Here is a 19,370-nt window from a genome sequence, read left to right as displayed (position 1 = left end):
GTTTACCCCTTGGTCACGCACGACGGGTCACTGAAATTCGTGACGTGGCCGTTGTTGTACTTCGCGATGATGTTGTTGAAGAGCTTCGGGTCGACCGTCGAGAAGTACTCCACCGGAGCCTTCTCGCTCGGCTGTGCGACCGTCGCGTATTGATCCATCGAAAGCTGCGTCTGCGACGCCTTCACCTTCTGGACCCACGCGTCGAAGTCTTGCTGGCTGGTGGCGAGGGTGCGGAACTTCATGTCCGAGAAGCCCTTGCCGCTGAAGTTCGCCGAGAGGCCGGCGTAGTCGCCAGCGTGGTCGGCGATCAGGTGCAGACGCGTCTGCATGCCGGCCATCGCGTAAACCTGGGTGCCAAGCTGCGGGATGAAGAACGAGTTCATCACCGAATCCGACGTGATGCTGAAGTTCACCGGCGTGCCAACGGGCACGGCCAGCTGGTTCACCGTCGCGATACCGAGATCGGGGTAGATGAACAGCCACTTCCAGTCGAGCGCGACAACTTCGACGTTGATCGGCTTGACGTTCGATTCGAGCGGCTTGTAGGGGTCGAGCTCGTGCGTGGTTTTCCACGTGAGCACGGCGAGGAACAGAATGATCAGTGTCGGAATGGTCCAGACGACGACTTCGATCGCCGTCGAATGCGACCACTTCGGGTCGTACGTGGCGCTACGATTCGACGCGCGGTAGCGGTACGCAAACCACAGCGTCAGGACGATCACGGGGATCACAACAATCAGCATGGCCCATGTGGAGGTCGCAATCAGCTGCTTTTCCGCCACGCCCACACTTCCCTTGGGGTCAAGGAGCTCCATGTTGCATCCGGAAAGACACAAGGCCAATCCGGCGCTGATGGGAAGCAGTAACCTTTGAAAGGTCGTTCTTTTCATCACGTTTGCCTGAAATTCATTCATTGAATAGTTCCGGACGCGTCCCCTGACATCCGACAAAGGAAGCGCGCCCGCATCATACAGCCGCTTTGATATTTCGCAATCAATGAATGTGGAAAATGACCTTTGTCAAAAGAAGATTGAGACACTTTGTCGCATGTGTTCGCGAGGTTTGTCGCGCCTCGGAAACACACGCACGTCGCGCCCTGCTCTGCCCTTGACAGCGGCCCGCCGCGGCTACTTCTCGAATCTCAAAATTCGAAAACCCTTGGACGCAACAACGCGCCGCAGCGCCCGGAGGCGATGCGGCGCGTTGGTTGCGCCGTCAATCTTCAGTGATCACGTCGGCGAGTGCTGAGCACGAACGTCCGTGCCAGCTCGCACTGCGTCAGCAGGCGCTGCTTCGTCGACGGGTTGCTTGTTGCGACCGGCCTGGGTGACGAGGTTCGCCGCCGACAGTTCGATCGCGTCGGTCATCGGCTTCGGGTAGAGGCCGATTGCCAGCACGAACGCTGCGAGCGAAGCGAAGATCAGCGTTTCGCGGCGGCCGATGTCGGCCAGCTTCGCAACGCCCTTGTTCGCCACAGCGCCGAAGATCACGCGCTTGTACATCCACAGGGTGTACGCCGCGCTCAGAATGACGGTCGTCGCGGCGATCGCGCCGACCCAGAAGTTCACGCGGATCGCGCCCATGATGACCATGAACTCGCCCACGAAGCCCGACGTGCCCGGCAGGCCGAGGTTGGCCATGCAGAACAGCATCATGAAGGTGGCGTAGCGCGGCATCACGTTGACGACGCCGCCGTAAGCCGAGATCGTGCGCGTTTTCGTGCGGTCGAACAGCACGCCAATCGAGAGCAGCATCGCGCCCGAAACGAAACCGTACGAGATCATCTGCACGATCGCGCCTTCGGTGCCGATCTGGTTGAAGAGGAAGAGGCCCAGCGTGACGAGACCCATGTGGGCGACCGTCGAGTACGCGAGCAGCTTGGTCATGTCGGTCTGCGCGAGCGCGAGCAGGCTCGAGTAGACCACGGCCACGAGCGAGAGCGTGATGATCGCCGGCGCGAAGAAGTGCGCAGCGTCGGGCGTGATCGGCAGCGTGAAACGCAGGAAGCCGTAGCCGCCGAGCTTCAGCATGGCCAGCATCACGGTCGCGCCGGTCGGCGCTTCGAGGTGGACGTCGGGCAGCCACGTGTGAAACGGCCACATCGGGACCTTCACCGCGAAGGCCGCGAAGAAGCCGATGAACACGAGGATCTGCGGGATGAAGCCGAGCGTGAGGTTGTGCCACACCGACATGTCGAAGGTGTGCGACTGGCTGTAGAGGTACAGCATCGACACCAGCATCAAGAGCGAGCCGGCGAGCGAGAAGAAGAAGAACTTGACCGCGGCGTAGGTGCGGCGGGCATTGCCCCACGTGCCGATCAACAGGTACAGCGGGATCAGCGTGGCTTCGAAGAACACGAAGAACAGCATGCCGTCGGTCGCGGCGAAGGTGCCGACCATCAGGCCCGAGAGAATCAGGAACGCGCCGAAGTACTGGGCGACGCGCACCGTGATCGATTCCCACGAAGCGATCACGATCACGAGCGTCGTGAACGCGGTGAGCACCACGAGCCACATCGAAATACCATCGATCCCGAGTCGCCACGCCACGCCGAACTCAGGCAGCCAGTCGCGGAATTCGACGAACTGCATGCCGGCCGCGTGGTTGTCGAAGCCGGCGATGAGCGGGAGGGTCAGCAGCAGACCGACGACGGCGCCAACCAGCGACAGCCAACGGGCACGCTGCGGATGACGATCCGACCCGAGGCGCAGCACGGCCACGCCGAACAGGATGGGAATCCAGATCGCCAGACTCAGGAATGGAACGGATTGCATTTCAACAGGACCTCAAAAATGCGGAGCAAATAGCTTCCACGGCGCACGTTCAGGTACGCAAGCAACTTGAAAGATTGACGCGGGGTGAAAATCGAACCAGGCTGGCTGTAATGTATTTGTCAGCGACGAGGCGAAATGCAACACACGTTCAAGGGTTAACGAGGGTAAACGGAATACGGAAGTTTTGCAGCGCAACAACACGGGCCGGATCTAAGATTGACGCAAGTCATTGTTTTTATTCAATAACGTACTAAGAGAAAAAACAACAAACGGGCTGTTACCACCCATTTTTGATCGCGAAAGCAGCGCTTTCGACCTTCTGGGCGCCATGACGCGCGGCACGCTGTCACGCTGCGCGGCCGAAATAATACCTTACTTGTTTCTTTCGGTTCAATGACTTATGCATCGAAGTCAGGTCCCCGGCGCCCTCCACAACGCGTGCCAGGCCCGCCCCGCGCGCCCTTGCGCGGTGCAAAAAAAAGCCCCGGCCTTCATGAGGCCGGGGCCAACTCTCACGTTGCGCCAGAACACTGGAACACGCATGGCCGGCACTTTAACGGCTTGTGTCCCCGCAATTAAGGGCGCTGGATGGAACAGTCCCTTACTGGGTGTGCGAGGCCGCCTTTGCGCAGCGACTCATTTTTACAAATGAGAATCATTTGCATTTAGCCGCCATTTGTCCCAGAATACAGCCCATGCCGGACGACCCGGCACCACCCGAATGATTTGTGCGGGACCGGAGGCTCCATGAACTACACCACCCCTTTCGCGAGAAATGACACGCTGATCGACGACACCTTCGTCCATCATCCCGACACCGCCGAGCAGACCGTCCTGCGCGCCGTGCGCACCTGGCTGCGACCGCATTGCGACGCCTACGGCAAGGCCGAAAGCTGGCGCGGCGTGCTCGCCGACGCGGGGCTCGGCGGCGAAGGCTTCGGCTACTTCGATCTGCTGATGGGCACCCTGTGCCGCGCCTCGTGCCGCCCGCTCGATACGCGCTGCCGCTGCGCCTCCGAACTCGCGAAGGACGAAGGCTCGCTGCTGCAGGTGATCGCGCTCCTGCAGTCCACGCGCAGCGAGGCCGCCGTGCAACTGCTCAACGACTGGCTGCCGATGCCGAGCGTGAGCGGCATGCTCAAGACCGCGCGCTGGTTCGCCATCGCGCTGCTCGACGCGGGCGTGCGGTTGAGCGACCGCTCGCGCCGCGTCACCTACATGCACTGACACAGGCACTGGCTGGGCCGCACGGCATGAATCAATCCCGCTTGCCTGAACGCTCACGCAGATAACGCCGCACGGCACGCGCCATCTTCGGATACTGCTCGCCGGGTACGGCGAACAGCACCAGCGCGCACAGCGCGAGCGCGCCGCAAACAAGAAACGTGCCGCGATAGCCGAACGCCTGCACGAGCATGCCGGAAAGCACGCCCGACAGTATCGAGCCGAGCCGCGACGCGTTGAAGAACAGCGCCGTTGCGCGTCCCGGCGACGACGGCATCAGATCCTGCACGAACGTCATGCCGAGACACGACGTAACGGCCACCACGAAGGCGTTGAGGATCTGCATCGGGATCAGCGCGTGCACGCCCGGCGCCAGCGACATCGCGACGAAGTAGACGGCATGCACCACGGCGCAGGCGGCCAGCCACCATGACTTGTCCAGCACCGAGGCGCGCGCGCCGAGCGCGAGCATCATCGGTATCTCCATGAGCGCGCCGAGGCCGAGCATGATCGACACATCGATGCGCGTGCCCTGCAGGCCATGGACGATGTAGAGCGGCAGCACGATCATCGTCGCATTGGCGGCCAGGCCGATGAGTGTGAGCGCAACGATCGCGCGCATGATGTCTTTCTGCGAACCCTCGGCGGCGGGCACCGGCGCGCGCGCCGCTCTGACCTTCGCTTTTGCCGTTGCCTTAGCCGCCGGAAGCGTTGCGGGGTCGCGTGGCGCACCCGGCTGCACTTCGGCCTGCGTGAGCGGTTGGCCCTCGTACTGCGCCTCGCTCTGAGCATCGATCTCCTGCGCAACTTCGCCGGCGGTGGGACGCGCCATCAGATGCTGCGTGGCGTGTTCGTCGTGGCGCGGCTCGCGCATGCGCCAGACGATCGTGCCGCAAGCCGCGAAGCTCGCCGCCGCGAACAGGAAGAGCCCGTAGAAGTTCGTGGCCGCCAGCACGAGCGCGCCGACCGCGGGCCCGAACACCCACGCGGCGGAAAGGATCGTGCGCAGCGTCGCGCTCGCGAAGGTCCGCTCGGCGTCGTCGCTCGCGGGCAGCGCCGCACGGCTGAACGAGAACACGAGCGAGAGCGCGCAGCCGCCCGCGCCGATGAACGCAATGCCCACGAGCAGCAGCAGCCGGTAATCGCGCACGACGCACAGGCAGAGATAGCCGAGCGTGGCCGCGCACAGCGAGACGAGCAGCAGGGTTCGGTGCTTGCCGGTGGCGTCGCTCCAGCGGCCCGCCGCGGTGCTCGCGATCACGCCGCTCGTGGCAATGGCGGTCATGAACACACCGAGCCGGAACGGCGTCATGCCGGCGCGCTCGACGCCGAAGAGCGAGAGATAAGGCGCGGTGAAGGACATCGCCACGCCGAGCATCAGGGTGGCGCCGGCGAGTGGCAGAAAACCAGGAATACGCAGAAGACCGGCAAAGCGCGAGTTTTTGAGCACGGCGCGGCGGGTAGTGGCGAGAAGAGAGTTGCCCGTGCACGCGCGGTCACGCGACGGCCATATCGACGGCGATTATCGGGCCGAACTCCCACACTGTGCAAGGTTGAGCCCGCAGCGATCAACATCTGGGTGCGCTATCCACAACTTCGGGGGACAGCCTTGTGCGTAACCCTTTGACGACTGCACCAAGTGCTTGATGCGATTCGGATTGTGCGCAGCGTTGCCGTTTGTTGCAGCGGCGGCGTTTTGGGGGGAAACGCGCGGAGGGTTTTCCACAGATTTTGTTGAGAGCCCTGTTAGCAAGTTCTGGACATCCGCATCAAGTCCTTGAATGGAAACGGGAAGCTCGCAAACGACATGAAAAATGCATGTTTTTTGCGCAGCAAAGTTGTCCACAGTTTTTGGTGACAAACCTGTTGATAACCGCCTGGCGAGCGCGCCAACTCATTGATCGGATAGAGAGTTCGTCGCTTGTGTCGCGGATGCATCAAATTGCGTTCCGGATGGGCAACCCGGGGCGGCGGCGCAAACGTTTCGCGACGGCCGCCGCCCGTTCTCCCTCGATGCATCCGTGCGTGCAGCACTCAGGCCAGATCGAGTGCCGCCGTGAGATCGCCGGGCGGAGTCTGCTCCCGCGAGAGGAACGTCTGATCGCGCGCGGCCACGCCGTCGAGCGGCGCGAGGCCATGCACGCGGCTGATGAAGCGCAGGATCGAGACCGTGTCGTAGAACGTGTGATCGACGTAGCCCTTCTTCGCGAACGGCGCGATCACGAGCGCCGGGATGCGCGAGCCCGGACCCCAGCGGTCGCCCAAGGGCGGCGCGACCGGGTCCCACCAGCCGCCGTTCTCGTCGTGCGTCACGACGATCATCGTGTTCGCCCATTGCGGGCCGCGCTGGATGTGCTCGATCACGGTCGTGATGTGGCGGTCGCCCGACTCGACGTCCGCATAGCCGGCGTGCATGTTCAGGTTGCCCTGCGGCTTGTAGAACGTCACGGCAGGCAAGCGCCCTGCGTCGATATCCGCGAGCAGACGGTTGGTCGACGGATCGTCGCCGAGGCCCGCATCGCGCAGGTGACGCGCGCGTGCGGACGTGCCCGGCGCGAAGTTGGCAAAGTAGTTGAACGGCTGGTGGTGATACTGGAAGTCGGGCACCGCGCCCGTGTCCTGATGGTCCAGCGCAAACTGCCAGGCGCCGCTATACCAGGCCCAGTCGACGCCCTTCGCCGAGAGCCGGTCGCCGATCGTCGCGTACGTCTGCGGGCGCAGCACGCGCGGATTGGCCGGATCGGCGAGCGCCGGGTTGCCGTCTTCCGACGGGCGCACGTTGCTCGGCTGATACGGCGGCGCCATCGTGTTGACGGCGTAGCCGTCGGGCGTGAAGAGGCCGTCGTTCACGAACTTCGGCGGCCCGTCGAGCGCCGAGGCCGGCGAGTTCGGCGCGACCTTCAGGCGCGTACCGGTGGGATCGTCGCCCTCCACGACGGAGGCGAGATGCCTGGCGGCGCTCGTCTGGATATCGGCGTATTGCGGCACCTGCGCGGAGATCAGGAAGATGTGGTTGAGCCACGAGCCGCCGAACGCGGCCATGAAGAAGTTGTCGCAGAGCGTGTACTGCTGCGCGATATTCCAGAGCCGCAGCGTCTGCGCGGAGTTCTCGTAGAAGCCCATGACGAGGCCGCCCGAGTCGCCCCACGCGGCGAACTGGTCGTTGCGCCCCGCATTGATCTGCATCTGGTTCTGATAGAAGCGATGGATCAGGTCGCGCGTGATGATGCCGTTCGGCAGCGGATTGCCGTGCGTATCCACAATCCGGAACGGACGGTTGGACAGACCCGTGATCTGATGCTCCGCGATCATGTAGCGCTTGCCATCCAGCTCCTGCGCCTGGGGCACGAGGCCGCCCCAGATCTTCGGCAACTGCGGCAACGGCGTCTTGCCGTCGCGATCGAGCTGCGCGTAGCGCTCGGCGCTCACATTCGCGAGCGGCGTCTGCACGCCGGGATAGTTGCCGTACAAATTGACGAAGCTGCGGTTCTCGGCGTAGATCACGACGATCTGGCGCACCTGGTCGCGCAACGCGGCATCGACGCGCGCGTCGGCAGCGCTGCGCGGCGCGCCCGCCGCACTCTGCGCCGGCGTCTCGCAGCCGCCCAGCGCGAGGCCCACGCCAACCGCCGCCAGCCCGCCGAGCACACGGCGGCGCGCGGGATCGTCCGGACCGGCGGGAATGGAAGGTTCTTCGGGACGCCCGTTCCTGGGTTCGTCGTTCTGCTTCATCAGCCTGCCTCCATTGTCGAGGGGACGCGCATTGCGCGCGGCGTACCGCGAATATTACGCAGCAGGATACCGGTTCCGCAGTTGGCCAGGCAAAAACGAAGCGCTCGAGCCGCCCTTTTAACCGTCGCGCGGCATACGCGGCGCGCTTGCGGCGCCTTGCGGCTGGGCTTGCGCGAGCGTTTGCGCGGGACGCGGTTCGCTCGCGTGCCCCTCATGCGCGGCGCGCGGGGCGCTGGGCAACGTCGCGCGCTCGTGGCGCGGCACATCGCCTTCGTCGGTCCAGAGCGGATCGGGAATCTCACCGAAGACCTGGCGCAGCCGCTCGCCCCACGTCGAATGGATCATCTGGAAATACGCATTCGACTGATCGAGCGACGCATATCGCGTGACACGGAGCGCGTCACGCTCGTACACGAGCAGGTCGAGCGGCAGGCCGACCGAGAGGTTCGAGCGCAGCGTCGAGTCCATGGAGATGAGCGCGCACTTCGCGGCCTCGTCGAGCGGCGTGTCCGGTGTCAGCACGCGGTCGATGATCGGCTTGCCGTACTTCGATTCGCCGATCTGGAAATACGGATTGACGCTCGACGTCTCGATGAAATTGCCGGCCGCGTAGATCTGGAACAGGCGCATGGCATGGCCGCCGATCTGGCCGCCGAGAATGAAACTGCAGTTGAAGTCGACGTTGAAAGTCTTGAGCGCTTCGGCGTCGCGCCGGTGCACCTCGCGTACGGCTTCGCCCACCACGCGCGCAGCCTCGACCATGGAAGGCGCGTTCCAGAGCGTGGCGCGCCCCGCGTCCTGCGGCTCGGTCAGCACCTGCAGCGTCGCCTGCGTGATAGCCAGATTGCCCGCGACGAGCAGCACGAGCACACGCTCGCCGGGCTCTTCGAACACGGCCATCTTGCGCGACGTGCTGACGTGATCGACACCCGCATTCGTGCGCGTGTCCGCGAGAAACACGATCCCCTCATCCACTGCCATTGCCACACAGTACGTCATGCGCCTCCCTGACCTCGCCGCTCTTTTTGTTATAGCGGCAAAACTATTGCTGCGACTGTTGCGCGCTCACGTGCACGCTGACATCGAGCGTTTCACCGGCGCCGCCCACGCGGCGGCCGCGAACCGGCGCGGCTGCGTCATAGTCGCGCCCCACCGCGATCCGGCAATATTTTTCGCTTGCGAAACATGCGTGCGTGACGTCCACCGTCACCCAGCCGTTGTCGAGCCACACGTCGACCCATGCATGGCTCGCCATCTCGGGCACGTCGCCGGGGTCGATATATCCGCTCACGTAACGCGCCGGTACGCCGCGCGCGCGGCACACCGCCAGCATCACATGCGCATGGTCCTGACACACGCCACGGCCGAGCGCCAGCGCGTCCGCCGCGGTGTGTGTCACATCCGTGACGCCGGATTCGTAGCGCACGCGCTCCGTGATGCGCGACGCCGCGTCGAGTACGGCCGCGGTGTCGTCCAGCGACGGCAGGCTGAACGCGAATTCCGTGAGTGCCTCGTCGGCTTCGGTGAGGCGTGTCGGCGAAGTGAAATGGTGCATCGGCACCATGCCCTCGCCTTCGGGCAGCCGGCCATCGGGCAATGCCACGGTCTCGACTTCGCCGCGCACGCGCAGACGAATTTCCTTGTGCGGACGCGTGAGCACCAGCGTCATCAGCGCGTTGCCGTAGGCGTCGCGGCACGCGTCGAGCTTGCCCGGCGCTTCGACCTGCCATTGCTTGACAATCTGCGTGGGCGTGGTGAGCGGCGACAGCCGCAACTGCTGGATCGAATAATGCACGGGCGCTTCGTAGCGGTACACCGTGTCGTGCCGGACCGCGAGTTGCATGACGTCAATCCTCCATCGAGGCGATTGGGAGTTCGATGAGCGCGGGATCGCGCTAACCGACCGGCAACATCAGATAGGTGCGCGCCACCTGATTGCCCAGCTCGTACACGCGCGCGAGAAACTGCGTAAGAAACGTATGCACGCCAAGGGAGAAGATCTGCCGCAGGTCCGCATAAAGCAGCTCGGCGCGCAGCTTGCCCGCAGTACGCTCCACTTCGCGAGAGCCATCGGTGCGCAGCATCGCGAGATTCGTGCAGACGCCATCCAGCGACGCCAGCAGCGAGCGCGGCATTTGCTGGTTGAGGATGAGCAGCTCCACCACGCGCGCGGGCGTCACCACGTCGCGGTAAACCTTGCGATAGATTTCGAGCGCGGAAACCGAGCCGAGAATCGAGGTCCAGTAGTAGAAGTCCTCGAGCTGACGCGCGGCCGAGCGCGAGTCAGCGTTTTCCACGTCGACGAAACGCACGTCGAGAATGCGGGCCGTGTTGTCCGCGCGCTCGAGGAATGTGCCGAGCTGCGTGAAGAAGAGCGCGTCGTCCTGCAGCGCCGTGCCAAGGCGCACGCCGCGCGACAGATGCGAGCGGAACTTCACCCACTCGAACAGCGCATCGGGACGCGCTTCCAGCTCACCGCCGCGCAACAGCTCGACGAATTGCAACCACGTGTCGTTGATTGTTTCCCACCATTCCGTGGTGAGCGTGCCGCGCACCGCACGCGCGTTCTCGCGCGTCGCCTGCAGGCACGAGTAGATGCTCGACGGGTTCGTTGGGTCCGCGACGAGAAATTTGAGCACGTTGCTGCTGGTCGTTTCCTCGTGTCGCGCATCGAAGGCGGGCTCCAGTTCCGAGATCCGCAGCATCGCGCGATGCGTGCGCGCCTCGGCGTCCGCGCTGCCGGGCAGCAGGAGCGCCTTCAGATTGATGTCCAGCATGCGCGCGGTATTCTCCGCGCGCTCCATGTAGCGGGCCATCCAGAACAGATGATCGGCGGTGCGGCTCAGCATGGTCGAACCTCTTGGTGTGCGTGTGGTAGGGCCAGTGGAATCATTCGAGCACCCATGTGTCCTTGGTCCCGCCGCCCTGCGACGAGTTGACGACGAGCGAGCCCTCCTTGAGCGCCACGCGCGTGAGACCGCCGGCCGCCATCTGGATCGTCTTGCCGGAGAGCACGAAGGGCCGCAAATCGATATGGCGCGGCGCGATGCCCGCTTCGACGAAGGTCGGGCAAGCGGAGAGCGACAGCGTGGGCTGCGCGATGTAATTGCCTGGCCGCGCGAGCAGCCGGGTGCGAAACGCCTCGATTTCCTCGCGAGTGGATGCGGGACCGACCAGCATGCCGTAGCCGCCGGCGCCGTGCACCTCTTTCACGACGAGATCCGGCAGATGTTCGAGCGTCCAGGCGAGATCGTCGGGCCGGCGGCATTGCCACGTCGGCACGTTCTTCAGGATCGGCTTTTCGCCGAGATAGAACTCGATCATGTCGGGCACATACGGATAGATCGACTTGTCGTCTGCCACGCCCGTGCCCATCGCATTGGCGAGTACGACGCGGCCCGCGCGGTAGGCCGTGAGCAGCCCCGGCACGCCGAGCGCGGAGTCGGGGCGAAACGCCAGGGGATCGAGAAAATCGTCGTCCACACGCCGGTAGATCACGTCTACGCGACGCGGCCCTTGCGTCGTGCGCATGAATACGTAGTTATCCTCTACGAATAGATCCTTGCCCTCCACCAGCTCGACGCCCATTTGCTGCGCGAGAAACGTATGCTCGAAATACGCGGAGTTGTACATGCCGGGCGTGAGCAGCACGACGGTCGGATCGTCCACGCCTTCGGGGGCCACCGAGCGCAGCGTATCGAGCAGCAGATCGGGATAATGCGCGACCGGCGCCACCTTGTGCTGAACGAACAACTCAGGAAAGAGCCGCATCATCATCTTGCGGTTCTCGAGCATGTACGAGACGCCGGAGGGCACGCGCAAATTGTCTTCGAGCACGTAGAACGCGCCGTCGCGCCCATCGCGCACGATGTCGATGCCCGCGATATGCGCATACACGCCCAGCGGCAGGTCGATGCCCTGCATCTCCGGCCGGTACTGCGCATTGGTGTAGACCTGCTCGGCCGGAATCACGCCGGCGCGCACGATGTTGCGCTCGTGATAGACGTCGTGCAGGAACAGATTTAGCGCCTGCACGCGCTGGCGCAGTCCGCGCTCGAGCAGAACCCATTCGTCTGCGGGAATGATGCGTGGAATGAGGTCGAAGGGAATGAGCCGTTCGGTGCCGGAGAGGTCGCCGTTCACCGCGAACGTGATGCCGACCCGCCTGAACAACAGGTCCGCCTCGGCGCGCTTGCGCGCCATCGTCTCGCCAGTCTGCCTCTCCAGCCACTGCTGGAAGCGTTCGTAGTGCGGGCGCACCGCGCCCTCGTCGCGCATTTCGTCATGGACTTGCATCGGTTCGTTCTCGCGCGTGAGTGCAACTCGGTCAGCGGGCGCCGCCGCGTTTCGTCTCATGAATGAGGCGAGACGATGCGTTGCGCGCTGCGGTACAGGAAAAAGCAAGGCGTATGCCATCGGCCCTGGAGCGCGTTTCATGCGCTCGATTGGTGCAACGCGGGGCGGTTCGGCGGCGTCGAAACGGGGCATGCCAATGCGGCGCCGATTTTGCGCTTCAAGGTGGTGCAATGCGCTCGCGCGGCACGCTATATGCAGACGCGGCACGCAACTGGAGGGCCTTGAGTTCGAATGACCGAAGCGACCTGCGTGAACGAGCGTCGTACGAAAATTGCTGCGTGGCAAGCGCTTTGCGCAATCGTGCCCGCGCTCGCACTCGGCGCATGTACGAACATGGCCGGTCCCTTGCCTGCCGCGCTCGAACCGGCGGCCCGCGACGGCCCAACGCGCACGTCTGTTGCCGTCGTGCAGCGCGACTGGCATACCGATATCTGCCTGCGGGTGCGCGACGCCGATGCCTGGGTCGACACACTCGCGCGCGGCTTCGACGACGCAACCGTCCTGTGCTTCGGCTTTGGAGAGAGACAGTTCGTGGTGGAACGCCGCCACGATCCGCTGACGATGATCGGCGCACTCATACCGAGCCAGGCTACCGTTCTGATGACAGTACTGCGCGCGGCCCCGGAGGCGGCCTTCGGCCCGCAGAACGTCGTGGAGGTGCCGGTGGGCGACGCCGGACTTGCCAGCGTTCAGCGCTATCTGCGCACTTCGCTGGAAACCGACGCGGATGGCGCGCCGCGCCGCCTCGCCGACGGACCCTATACGGGCAGCGTCTATTTCGCGGCGTCAGGGACTTACGATGCCTTGCATACCTGCAACACGTGGACCGCGCGAGCGTTGCGCTCGGCGGGTCTCGACGATGTACCGGACGTGCTGTTCGCGGGCAGCCTGATGCGCGAAGTGCGGCACGCGCTGGAGGCGAAAGCGCCGGACGGCGCAATGCACAACGCTGCCGCAGGTCAGTGAATCGATCAGCAAGGCGCAACACAAGCCGCACCCGGCGGGGGTGGCGGCGCCTCGGTGGCCGGCTGCTGCGGCACGACGACGGTACGCGGCGGTGGCGGGTTGGGATCGCTGCTGCTGAACGACAGGCAGCCTGAGAGTGCGAGCGGCAATAGTAAAGCGAGGACGCTGATTCGATGCATTTGATTCTCCCTGACCGGTTAAAGGCCGGAACCGCGCGCGTGGCGCGGCCCTTTTAACCTGGGAGCAAGTCGAATGCCACGGAAATCAGATCATTGAGACGTCGCGCCCTCGCGGTTGCGCGCCGCCGCCAGCCCGGTGCGGCTCTGCACGCCCCACTTGCGCCGCCCGAGCAGGAAATGCAGCCATCCGAGCGCCGCGCCGCCGTGGCGCATCAACTGGAACGAAAACGGCTCGAAGATGGCGGCAAGAAACGCCATGCCGAAACTCGAGTGCGTGCGGTCGCCGCTCCAGCGCCGGTAAAGATGTACGGAGTACAAATGAAACGCGAGGTCGATCGCGATCTTGCCGACGATTACGCCCAGCACCGGCAGCACGATCGTAAAGCGGCCGTCGAACAAAAAGGCGATCAACAACGCGAACGCCGTCAGTCCATAAATGGGCTGCACGGTGTCGAACGCCTTCACGGGCAGCATCAGGAGGCCGAGCTTGCCGTACTTGCGGTTGCCCGTCATGTCGCGATACCAGTACTGCGTTTGCAGGAAGCCCGCGAACCAGCGGCGGCGCTGACGCAGGAAGGTCGTCAGCGTACCGGGCGCATCGGTACGCGCGCGGGCGGTGCCCAGCACACGCACATCCCAGCCCAGGCCCTTGCGCGCCGAATAACGGCGCAAGCGGTGAATCAGTTCGTAGTCCTCGACGAGACAATCCGCATCGAAGCCGCCCACGGCCATCACGGCATCGCGGCGAAAGCCCGCAAACGCGCCCGAGATGAGCAGCAGGCTGTCGGCGCGCATCCACGCGAAGCGCGAGATGAAATTGCGGATGTACTCGTAGGTCTGGAACCACTGGAAAAAACGGCCGCTCAACGTATGGTCGCAAACCGGCGTGAGCAGGCCCGCCGCCGCGACGAGGGCCGGCTCGCGGCCAAACGCGCTCGCCATCTCAGCGCATGCGTCGGGTTCGAGCAGCGTATCGGCGTCCACGGTCATGACCGTTTCCGTTGCGATCGCAAGCAAGGCCGCATTGAGCGCGCGCGCCTTGCCGCCGTGCGCGAGCTTCAGCCAGCGCAGATTCGGATACTGCGGCGAAGGCGCGCTCAGCTTGCCGACGCCTGGGTCGGCCAGGCCGTAGCGCTGCGCGAGCAAGGCAGCCGTGCCGTCGGTCGAGCCGTCGTCGGCAATTAAGATCTGCTGCGGCGCGCGGGTTTGCGCGAACAGCGCGTCGAGCGTGATCGGCAGCACGGCCGCTTCGTTGTGCGCGGCGACGATCACGCCGAGCGTCGGCAGCTTCGCCGCGCCTGCGTCCGCGGGTGCTGCCGCAGGCGCAAGCAGCACGCGCGCCTTCCAGGCGACGAACAGCAGCAACACCGTGTCGTAGACGACATAGGCAATGCCCGTGGACCACGCGACCACGCCTTGCAGGAAGAACGCGCGCGCGAACAGCACGAACCAGAGCGCCATGACACCGAGGTGGATGGCGATGCTCGCGAATGGCGTGGGAGGCGGCACGAGGCGCGGCGACGTGCGTGCGAGCGCCTCTTCAAGCGAGGTTTTCAAGTCGTACCCTTACCTGTTGCTCACGGCATCATCCGGCGCAGCACCGAATGACGGTCGATCCATTGATGCTTGAGCGCGCCCGCAATATGCAGCGCGAGCACGCCATAAAGCGCATAGCTGCACGCCGTGTGCAGCGCACCGAACTGGCTGTGCAACTGTTCCTTCGTGGCCGCATCGAGATTCATGATGAAGCCCATGCGCGGCCATTGCACGAGGCCGAAGAGATACATGGGATGCGAGGCGGCGGCGACCCATGCGGAGTCGTGCAGCCAGCCGGAAAGCGGCATCGCGAAGATCAGCACGTAGAGCGCAACGTGCGCTGCGTGCGCCGACGCGCGCTCCCAGCCCGGAAATTCGGCGGGCAGCGCCGGCGGGCGATGCGTAAGACGCCAAAGCACGCGCAGAATGGCCAGTCCGAGCACGGTAATGCCGATCGATTTGTGCGTATCGATCACGAAGCGGATGGCGGTGTCCGAAAGCGCGCCGTCGGGCAGCAGCGCGGCAGTCAGGCCGAGGGCGACGTTCGTGAGGATCAGTAGCGCGATCAACCAGTGCAATAGCACGGCAACGCGCGTGTATTTCTGCGCGCCGGCGTCGGCACCGACAAACGGGGATTCGGCGGAAAGGGAAGTTTTCACGTGGACTTGGCCGTTGCGGATCAGTAGGGATAACGCCCGGCGCGGCATTTTTATTCCCGCCGCACGCGCTCCGCCGGCGGGATTGCGCGATGCTGCCACACGGCGACTCGCGCATTATGCCCCGTCGTCCCTGACGCTGCAGAATCCACCAGATGGCGGTTCTGCCAGTTTGGCGGCGGCCGGCCGCCATGCGGCGCCTCGCAAACGGCCGCGCACAAAAGAAGAACCGGAACGGGCCGTGCAACCCGTTCCGGCTCTCTCGGTGGCTTCGACGGCTTACTTGCCGCTGCCCGCCTGCTGTTCGATCTGCGAGCCCACTTCGGCGTCGATCTTCTTCCAGTAGTCGAACACGCGCTCGCGCACGGGGCTGCCCACGCCGCTCAGGCTCGCCACCACCTGCTGGATCACCGCCTCGCGCTGCTTGTCGTTGTACACGTTGCGCACGAGAGCGTGCGCCTGGCCGAAATCGTCGTCTTCCGCATGCAGCGAGTAGGCGCTGCGCACCATGTCGCCGTCGGCTTCCCAGCCGTCGTCCGCCGCGCCCGTCGTATCCGCCCACGGACGGCCAAAGCTGTTCGGCACGTAAGTCGGCGCGTTGCCGCTATGTTCGTAGGCCATGTTGCCGTCGAACATATAGGTCTGCACCGGAACCTTCGGACGATTCACCGGCAACTGATTGAAGTTCGTGCCGATACGCGCGCGCTGCGCGTCGTTATAGGCGAACGCGCGGCCCAGCAGCATCTTGTCCGGCGAGAGGCCGATGCCCGGCACCGTGTTGCCCGGCGAGAACGCGGCCTGCTCGATCTGCGCGAAGAAGTTCTCCGGGTTGCGGTTGAGCGTCATCGTGCCGACCTTGATGAGCGGATAGTCCTTGTGCGACCACGTCTTCGTGAGATCGAACGGATTGAAGCGGTACTTCTTCGCCTCCGCGTACGGCATGACCTGCACGGAGAGCGTCCACGACGGAAACTCGCCGCGCTTGATCGCATCGAACAGATCGCGCCGGTGGAAGTCGGCGTCCTCGCCCGCCATCGCTGCGGCTTCGGCGTTGGTGAAGAACTGCATGCCCTGGTTCGTATGGAAGTGATACTTGACCCAGAACTTCTCGCCCTTCGCGTTCACCCACATATAGGTGTGCGAGCCGTAGCCGTTCATGTGGCGCCACGTTTTCGGCAGGCCGCGCTCGCCCATCAGATAGGCGACCTGGTGCGCGGACTCGGGATTGTTGGTCCAGAAGTCCCACTGCATCTGGCCATTGCGCAGGCCCGAGTCGGGTAGACGCTTCTGGCTGCGGATGAAGTGCGGAAACTTCATCGGGTCGCGCACGAAGAAAACCGGCGTGTTGTTGCCGACGAGGTCGTAGTTGCCCTCGGTCGTGTAGAACTTCAGCGAAAAGCCGCGCACGTCGCGCCAGGTGTCGGGGCTGCCCATTTCGCCCGCAACGGTCGAAAAGCGCGCCAGCATTTCCGTGGCCGCGCCCTTCTGGAACAGCGCGGCCTTCGTGTAGCGCGACACATCCTCGGTGGTCTTGAATTCGCCGAACGCGCCGGCGCCCTTCGCGTGCGGCTGGCGCTCGGGCACCTTCTCGCGGTTGAAATGCGCCATCTGCTCGAGGAAATGCACGTCGTGCAGCACGATCGGGCCATCAGGACCGACCGTGAGCGAGTTACGGTCGCTGACAGCCGGCGCGCCCGTGCTCGTCGTGGAATGACCGGGAGACTTGTCGTTCGATGCACCCATTACCGCTCTCCTGATGGATTCGCGCATGGCGGCTGCGCGCACCGCGCCCGTGCGACTGCGAAAGCAGGTTCGAGCCGCAGTCGGGGCCGCCATTGCTAGATTGGGGGACCAACCCGGGCTGCGCGCCGGTGCCAGCCTTCGGCACCCGCGCTCGCCCGAGGGAACGGCCATTTTGCGCGCAGACGCAAAGCGCTGCGCTCAAGCGGTTCACGCGCCGCGCAGCCCAGCTTAGGGGCCTCCCGCCATGTTGGAAATTTCCACCCAAAATCAGGCGTTTACATAATTGTTGCGACGCACAAAAAAGTTCTTGACACGTTTTATGGATGGGTTACCATGAACTCGATTGCTGCATCGCACAAAACTTTGTCTGCGCGAACCGGTGATCGAACCGAAAGTTTGTTTTCGTAACCGAAACCGACGCGTAGCGTCCCCAAAGGAAAGAGACATGAACCTGCCGACCCCCGAACAATTCGCCGCCAACCAGAAAGCCGGTCTCGAGGCCCTCTTCGGCCTGACGAGCAAGGCATTCGAAGGCGCGATCAAGCTCGCCGAACTCAACATCGAAACGGCCCGCTCGGCGTTCGCCGAAGGTCAGGAACAAGCTCAGCGCGCGCTCTCCGCCAAGGACCCGCAAGGCTTCTTCGCCGTGCAAGCCGGCTTCGCCCAGCCCGCCGCTGAAAAAGCGCTGGCCTATGGCCGCAGCGTCTACGGCATCGTTTCGACTACGCAAGCCGAATTCGCCACCGCCGCGCAGTCGCAGTACGAAACGCAGCAGCGCGCGCTCGAAACGCTCGTGGACAACGCCGTGAAGAACGCCCCGGCCGGCTCGGAAGCCGCTGTCGCCGCGATCAAGTCGGCGCTGAACGCCGCCAACAACGCGTACACGTCGGTGAACAAGGCTGCGAAGCAGGCTGTGGAATTCGCGGAAAGCAACTTCGACGCCGCCGGCAAGGCCGCGACGAAGGCCGTCGCGCAAGCTTCGGCGCGCGCCACCAAGCAGGCTGCCTAAGCGTTACGCTTTACTTTCCGCTGGCGGAAGCAACCGCTGCCGCCAGCCGGACTGAAGACGGGCGTGGATCTCGTGCAATGCGAGTTCCTCGCCCGTTTGCCATTGGAGGGTCCGGCGCAACGCAGCGTGAGCCGTCAAGGCGCGCAGCCAGGCGTATCGAACATCGTCGCCAATGCGCAACTCGACGTGAGCATGCGCGCGCCGTCGTGTCCCACGCCGGGGACGATATGAAACGTCTGGTTCAGGCCATTCGGGTGGCGAGTTTGCAGGTAGCGGTAGAAGCCTTGCGCGCGGGCCACGCGCTGCGCGCCCTGCGCCCGTGCAGCACAACGCTTGTCGAGCGAGGCCGAGGCCGGGTCGTCGTCGTTACCGCCCGCCAGGTAGACGATGCGCCGCTTCACGTAGTCCGCTTCGAGCTGTGCGGGCGTGCGCCCGGCGATGGATGCCGGCCGGTTCTCCATCCCGTATTTCCAGTGGTCGAAATCTGCGCAGCGCGAGGCGTCGAATGCCGCCGGCGCGCCGTTCGCGCCGGGGCGCTGCGCGTCGAAATACGCGTACGACGACGGACTCGCCACCACGAAACGCACGTCGATTCCCGCGGCGGCGAGCGCATCCGTATGCGAAGCGATCGCGTAGCGCTGCAGCACCTGGGCGCCGCCCGAATGCCCCGCGAACACGATCGTTTTCAGATTGGGAAACAGACGCCGGTCGGCGAGATGCCGCGCAATGTCGTCGAGCACGGCGTATGAACTCACCGGCACGCCGCTCGCGGCGTCCGCGCCGGCCATCCACGCGTTGCCGCGCCAGCTCAGAAGGTCGCCCGGTGCGTGGTGCGCGCTCACGTCGGCGGTGGCGAGAAACTGTGGGGCGACGAGCAGTGTGGCCGCCGGATCGACGCCCGCCAGCTCGCGCGCATGCTGCGCGGTGCGAAAGTAGGTATCGGCGTTACGCAGCCGTCCGTGCACGATTACCACCGCGCGCTGGACGGCGGGCCGCGGCACGTTCCAGTCCGCGCTCACATAGAGCGGGAATTGTGCGTGGCCTTGCGGGGTATCGACCTTCATGCGCGCGTCGGCGATCACACTGACGGGTCGCACGGCGCGAGCCTGTGCGGGTGCCGGCGCAACGATCAGCGCGCTCGCCGCGATCGTCGCAGTCACAACAGCCAGCCGGCGCAGAACGTTTGAACCCATGA

The 19,370-nt window shown here is 64.5% G+C and carries 15 protein-coding genes; 3 read left to right on the top strand and 12 right to left on the bottom strand.

Annotated features, from left to right (window positions below):
* Nucleotides 1-2 precede the first annotated feature (2 nt).
* Nucleotides 3-890 carry a ubiquinol oxidase subunit II gene (gene cyoA, locus AB3X99_RS24980; RefSeq protein WP_069267482.1) on the bottom strand — a complete coding sequence of 296 codons (888 nt, stop codon included), beginning with the start codon at nt 888-890 and terminating at the stop codon, nt 3-5.
* A gap of 339 nt (nt 891-1,229) precedes the next feature.
* Nucleotides 1,230-2,774 carry an NADH-quinone oxidoreductase subunit M gene (locus AB3X99_RS24975; protein ID WP_069267355.1) on the bottom strand — a complete coding sequence of 515 codons (1,545 nt, stop codon included), beginning with the start codon at nt 2,772-2,774 and terminating at the stop codon, nt 1,230-1,232.
* A gap of 747 nt (nt 2,775-3,521) precedes the next feature.
* Here AB3X99_RS24975 and AB3X99_RS24970 point away from each other — a divergent pair.
* Nucleotides 3,522-4,001: a hypothetical protein gene (locus AB3X99_RS24970; RefSeq protein ID WP_069267354.1), complete on the top strand. Its 480-nt coding sequence runs from the start codon at nt 3,522-3,524 to the stop codon at nt 3,999-4,001.
* Between the two features lie 31 nt (nt 4,002-4,032).
* Here AB3X99_RS24970 and AB3X99_RS24965 read toward each other — a convergent pair whose 3' ends face one another.
* The 6 genes from AB3X99_RS24965 to AB3X99_RS24940 form a co-directional block, all read right to left on the bottom strand.
* The gene (locus tag AB3X99_RS24965; RefSeq protein ID WP_368618463.1) at nt 4,033-5,448 is read right to left on the bottom strand and encodes a sugar efflux transporter; all 1,416 of its coding nucleotides are present in this window, start codon (nt 5,446-5,448) and stop codon (nt 4,033-4,035) included.
* 584 nt (nt 5,449-6,032) lie between these two features.
* Complete coding sequence (locus AB3X99_RS24960; protein ID WP_368618462.1) at nt 6,033-7,730, bottom strand: acid phosphatase; 1,698 nt, start codon at nt 7,728-7,730, stop codon at nt 6,033-6,035.
* Between the two features lie 117 nt (nt 7,731-7,847).
* Nucleotides 7,848-8,729 carry a peptidase gene (locus tag AB3X99_RS24955; RefSeq protein ID WP_368618461.1) on the bottom strand — a complete coding sequence of 294 codons (882 nt, stop codon included), beginning with the start codon at nt 8,727-8,729 and terminating at the stop codon, nt 7,848-7,850.
* 43 nt (nt 8,730-8,772) lie between these two features.
* Nucleotides 8,773-9,573, bottom strand: coding sequence for a transglutaminase family protein (locus AB3X99_RS24950; RefSeq protein WP_069267350.1), 801 nt, complete (start codon nt 9,571-9,573; stop codon nt 8,773-8,775).
* Between the two features lie 52 nt (nt 9,574-9,625).
* Nucleotides 9,626-10,579, bottom strand: a complete 954-nt coding sequence (locus AB3X99_RS24945) for an alpha-E domain-containing protein (RefSeq protein ID WP_069267349.1) — start codon at nt 10,577-10,579, stop codon at nt 9,626-9,628.
* Nucleotides 10,580-10,619: 40 nt separating this feature from the next.
* Nucleotides 10,620-12,026: a circularly permuted type 2 ATP-grasp protein gene (locus AB3X99_RS24940; RefSeq protein WP_342946343.1), complete on the bottom strand. Its 1,407-nt coding sequence runs from the start codon at nt 12,024-12,026 to the stop codon at nt 10,620-10,622.
* Nucleotides 12,027-12,317: 291 nt separating this feature from the next.
* Here AB3X99_RS24940 and AB3X99_RS24935 point away from each other — a divergent pair, with 291 nt between their 5' ends.
* Entirely contained in the window at nt 12,318-13,052 is a 735-nt protein-coding gene (locus tag AB3X99_RS24935) for a DUF2459 domain-containing protein (protein WP_368618460.1), read from the top strand.
* A gap of 269 nt (nt 13,053-13,321) precedes the next feature.
* Here AB3X99_RS24935 and AB3X99_RS24930 read toward each other — a convergent pair whose 3' ends face one another.
* The 3 genes from AB3X99_RS24930 to AB3X99_RS24920 all read right to left on the bottom strand — a co-directional run bounded on the left by AB3X99_RS24930 (nt 13,322) and on the right by AB3X99_RS24920 (nt 17,166).
* The gene (locus tag AB3X99_RS24930) at nt 13,322-14,788 is read right to left on the bottom strand and encodes a glycosyltransferase (RefSeq protein WP_368618459.1); all 1,467 of its coding nucleotides are present in this window, start codon (nt 14,786-14,788) and stop codon (nt 13,322-13,324) included.
* Nucleotides 14,789-14,808: 20 nt separating this feature from the next.
* Complete coding sequence (locus tag AB3X99_RS24925; RefSeq protein WP_368618458.1) at nt 14,809-15,426, bottom strand: cytochrome b; 618 nt, start codon at nt 15,424-15,426, stop codon at nt 14,809-14,811.
* Nucleotides 15,427-15,702: 276 nt separating this feature from the next.
* A complete protein-coding gene (locus AB3X99_RS24920; RefSeq protein WP_069267346.1) occupies nt 15,703-17,166 on the bottom strand; it encodes a catalase in 1,464 nt (487 codons plus the stop codon).
* Between the two features lie 445 nt (nt 17,167-17,611).
* Here AB3X99_RS24920 and phaP point away from each other — a divergent pair, with 445 nt between their 5' ends.
* Complete coding sequence (phaP, locus tag AB3X99_RS24915) at nt 17,612-18,175, top strand: TIGR01841 family phasin (protein ID WP_069267345.1); 564 nt, start codon at nt 17,612-17,614, stop codon at nt 18,173-18,175.
* A gap of 134 nt (nt 18,176-18,309) precedes the next feature.
* Here the strand turns inward: phaP and AB3X99_RS24910 are convergent, their stop codons facing one another.
* Nucleotides 18,310-19,368, bottom strand: coding sequence for an alpha/beta hydrolase (locus tag AB3X99_RS24910; protein ID WP_368618457.1), 1,059 nt, complete (start codon nt 19,366-19,368; stop codon nt 18,310-18,312).
* Nucleotides 19,369-19,370: the final 2 nt, after the last annotated feature.

The organism is Paraburkholderia sp. BR10882 (assembly GCF_040948855.1).
GTDB lineage: Bacteria > Pseudomonadota > Gammaproteobacteria > Burkholderiales > Burkholderiaceae > Paraburkholderia > Paraburkholderia nodosa_A.
The sequence above is the reverse complement of the archived record's forward strand: the minus strand, read 5'-3'. Positions and strand labels throughout refer to the sequence as shown.

Bases quoted from the DNA above. Each gene is read 5' to 3' on its own strand.
- AB3X99_RS24960 (WP_368618462.1), bottom strand. From the start codon at position 7,730: ATGAAGCAGAACGACGAACCCAGGAACGGGCGTCCCGAAGAACCTTCC.
- AB3X99_RS24935 (WP_368618460.1), top strand. From the start codon at position 12,318: ATGACCGAAGCGACCTGCGTGAACGAGCGTCGTACGAAAATTGCTGCG.
- AB3X99_RS24945 (WP_069267349.1), bottom strand. From the start codon at position 10,579: ATGCTGAGCCGCACCGCCGATCATCTGTTCTGGATGGCCCGCTACATG.
- AB3X99_RS24940 (WP_342946343.1), bottom strand. From the start codon at position 12,026: ATGCAAGTCCATGACGAAATGCGCGACGAGGGCGCGGTGCGCCCGCAC.
- AB3X99_RS24920 (WP_069267346.1), bottom strand. From the start codon at position 17,166: ATGGGTGCATCGAACGACAAGTCTCCCGGTCATTCCACGACGAGCACG.
- phaP (WP_069267345.1), top strand. From the start codon at position 17,612: ATGAACCTGCCGACCCCCGAACAATTCGCCGCCAACCAGAAAGCCGGT.
- AB3X99_RS24955 (WP_368618461.1), bottom strand. From the start codon at position 8,729: ATGACGTACTGTGTGGCAATGGCAGTGGATGAGGGGATCGTGTTTCTC.
- AB3X99_RS24910 (WP_368618457.1), bottom strand. From the start codon at position 19,368: ATGGGTTCAAACGTTCTGCGCCGGCTGGCTGTTGTGACTGCGACGATC.
- cyoA (WP_069267482.1), bottom strand. From the start codon at position 890: ATGAAAAGAACGACCTTTCAAAGGTTACTGCTTCCCATCAGCGCCGGA.
- AB3X99_RS24950 (WP_069267350.1), bottom strand. From the start codon at position 9,573: ATGCAACTCGCGGTCCGGCACGACACGGTGTACCGCTACGAAGCGCCC.
- AB3X99_RS24970 (WP_069267354.1), top strand. From the start codon at position 3,522: ATGAACTACACCACCCCTTTCGCGAGAAATGACACGCTGATCGACGAC.
- AB3X99_RS24975 (WP_069267355.1), bottom strand. From the start codon at position 2,774: ATGCAATCCGTTCCATTCCTGAGTCTGGCGATCTGGATTCCCATCCTG.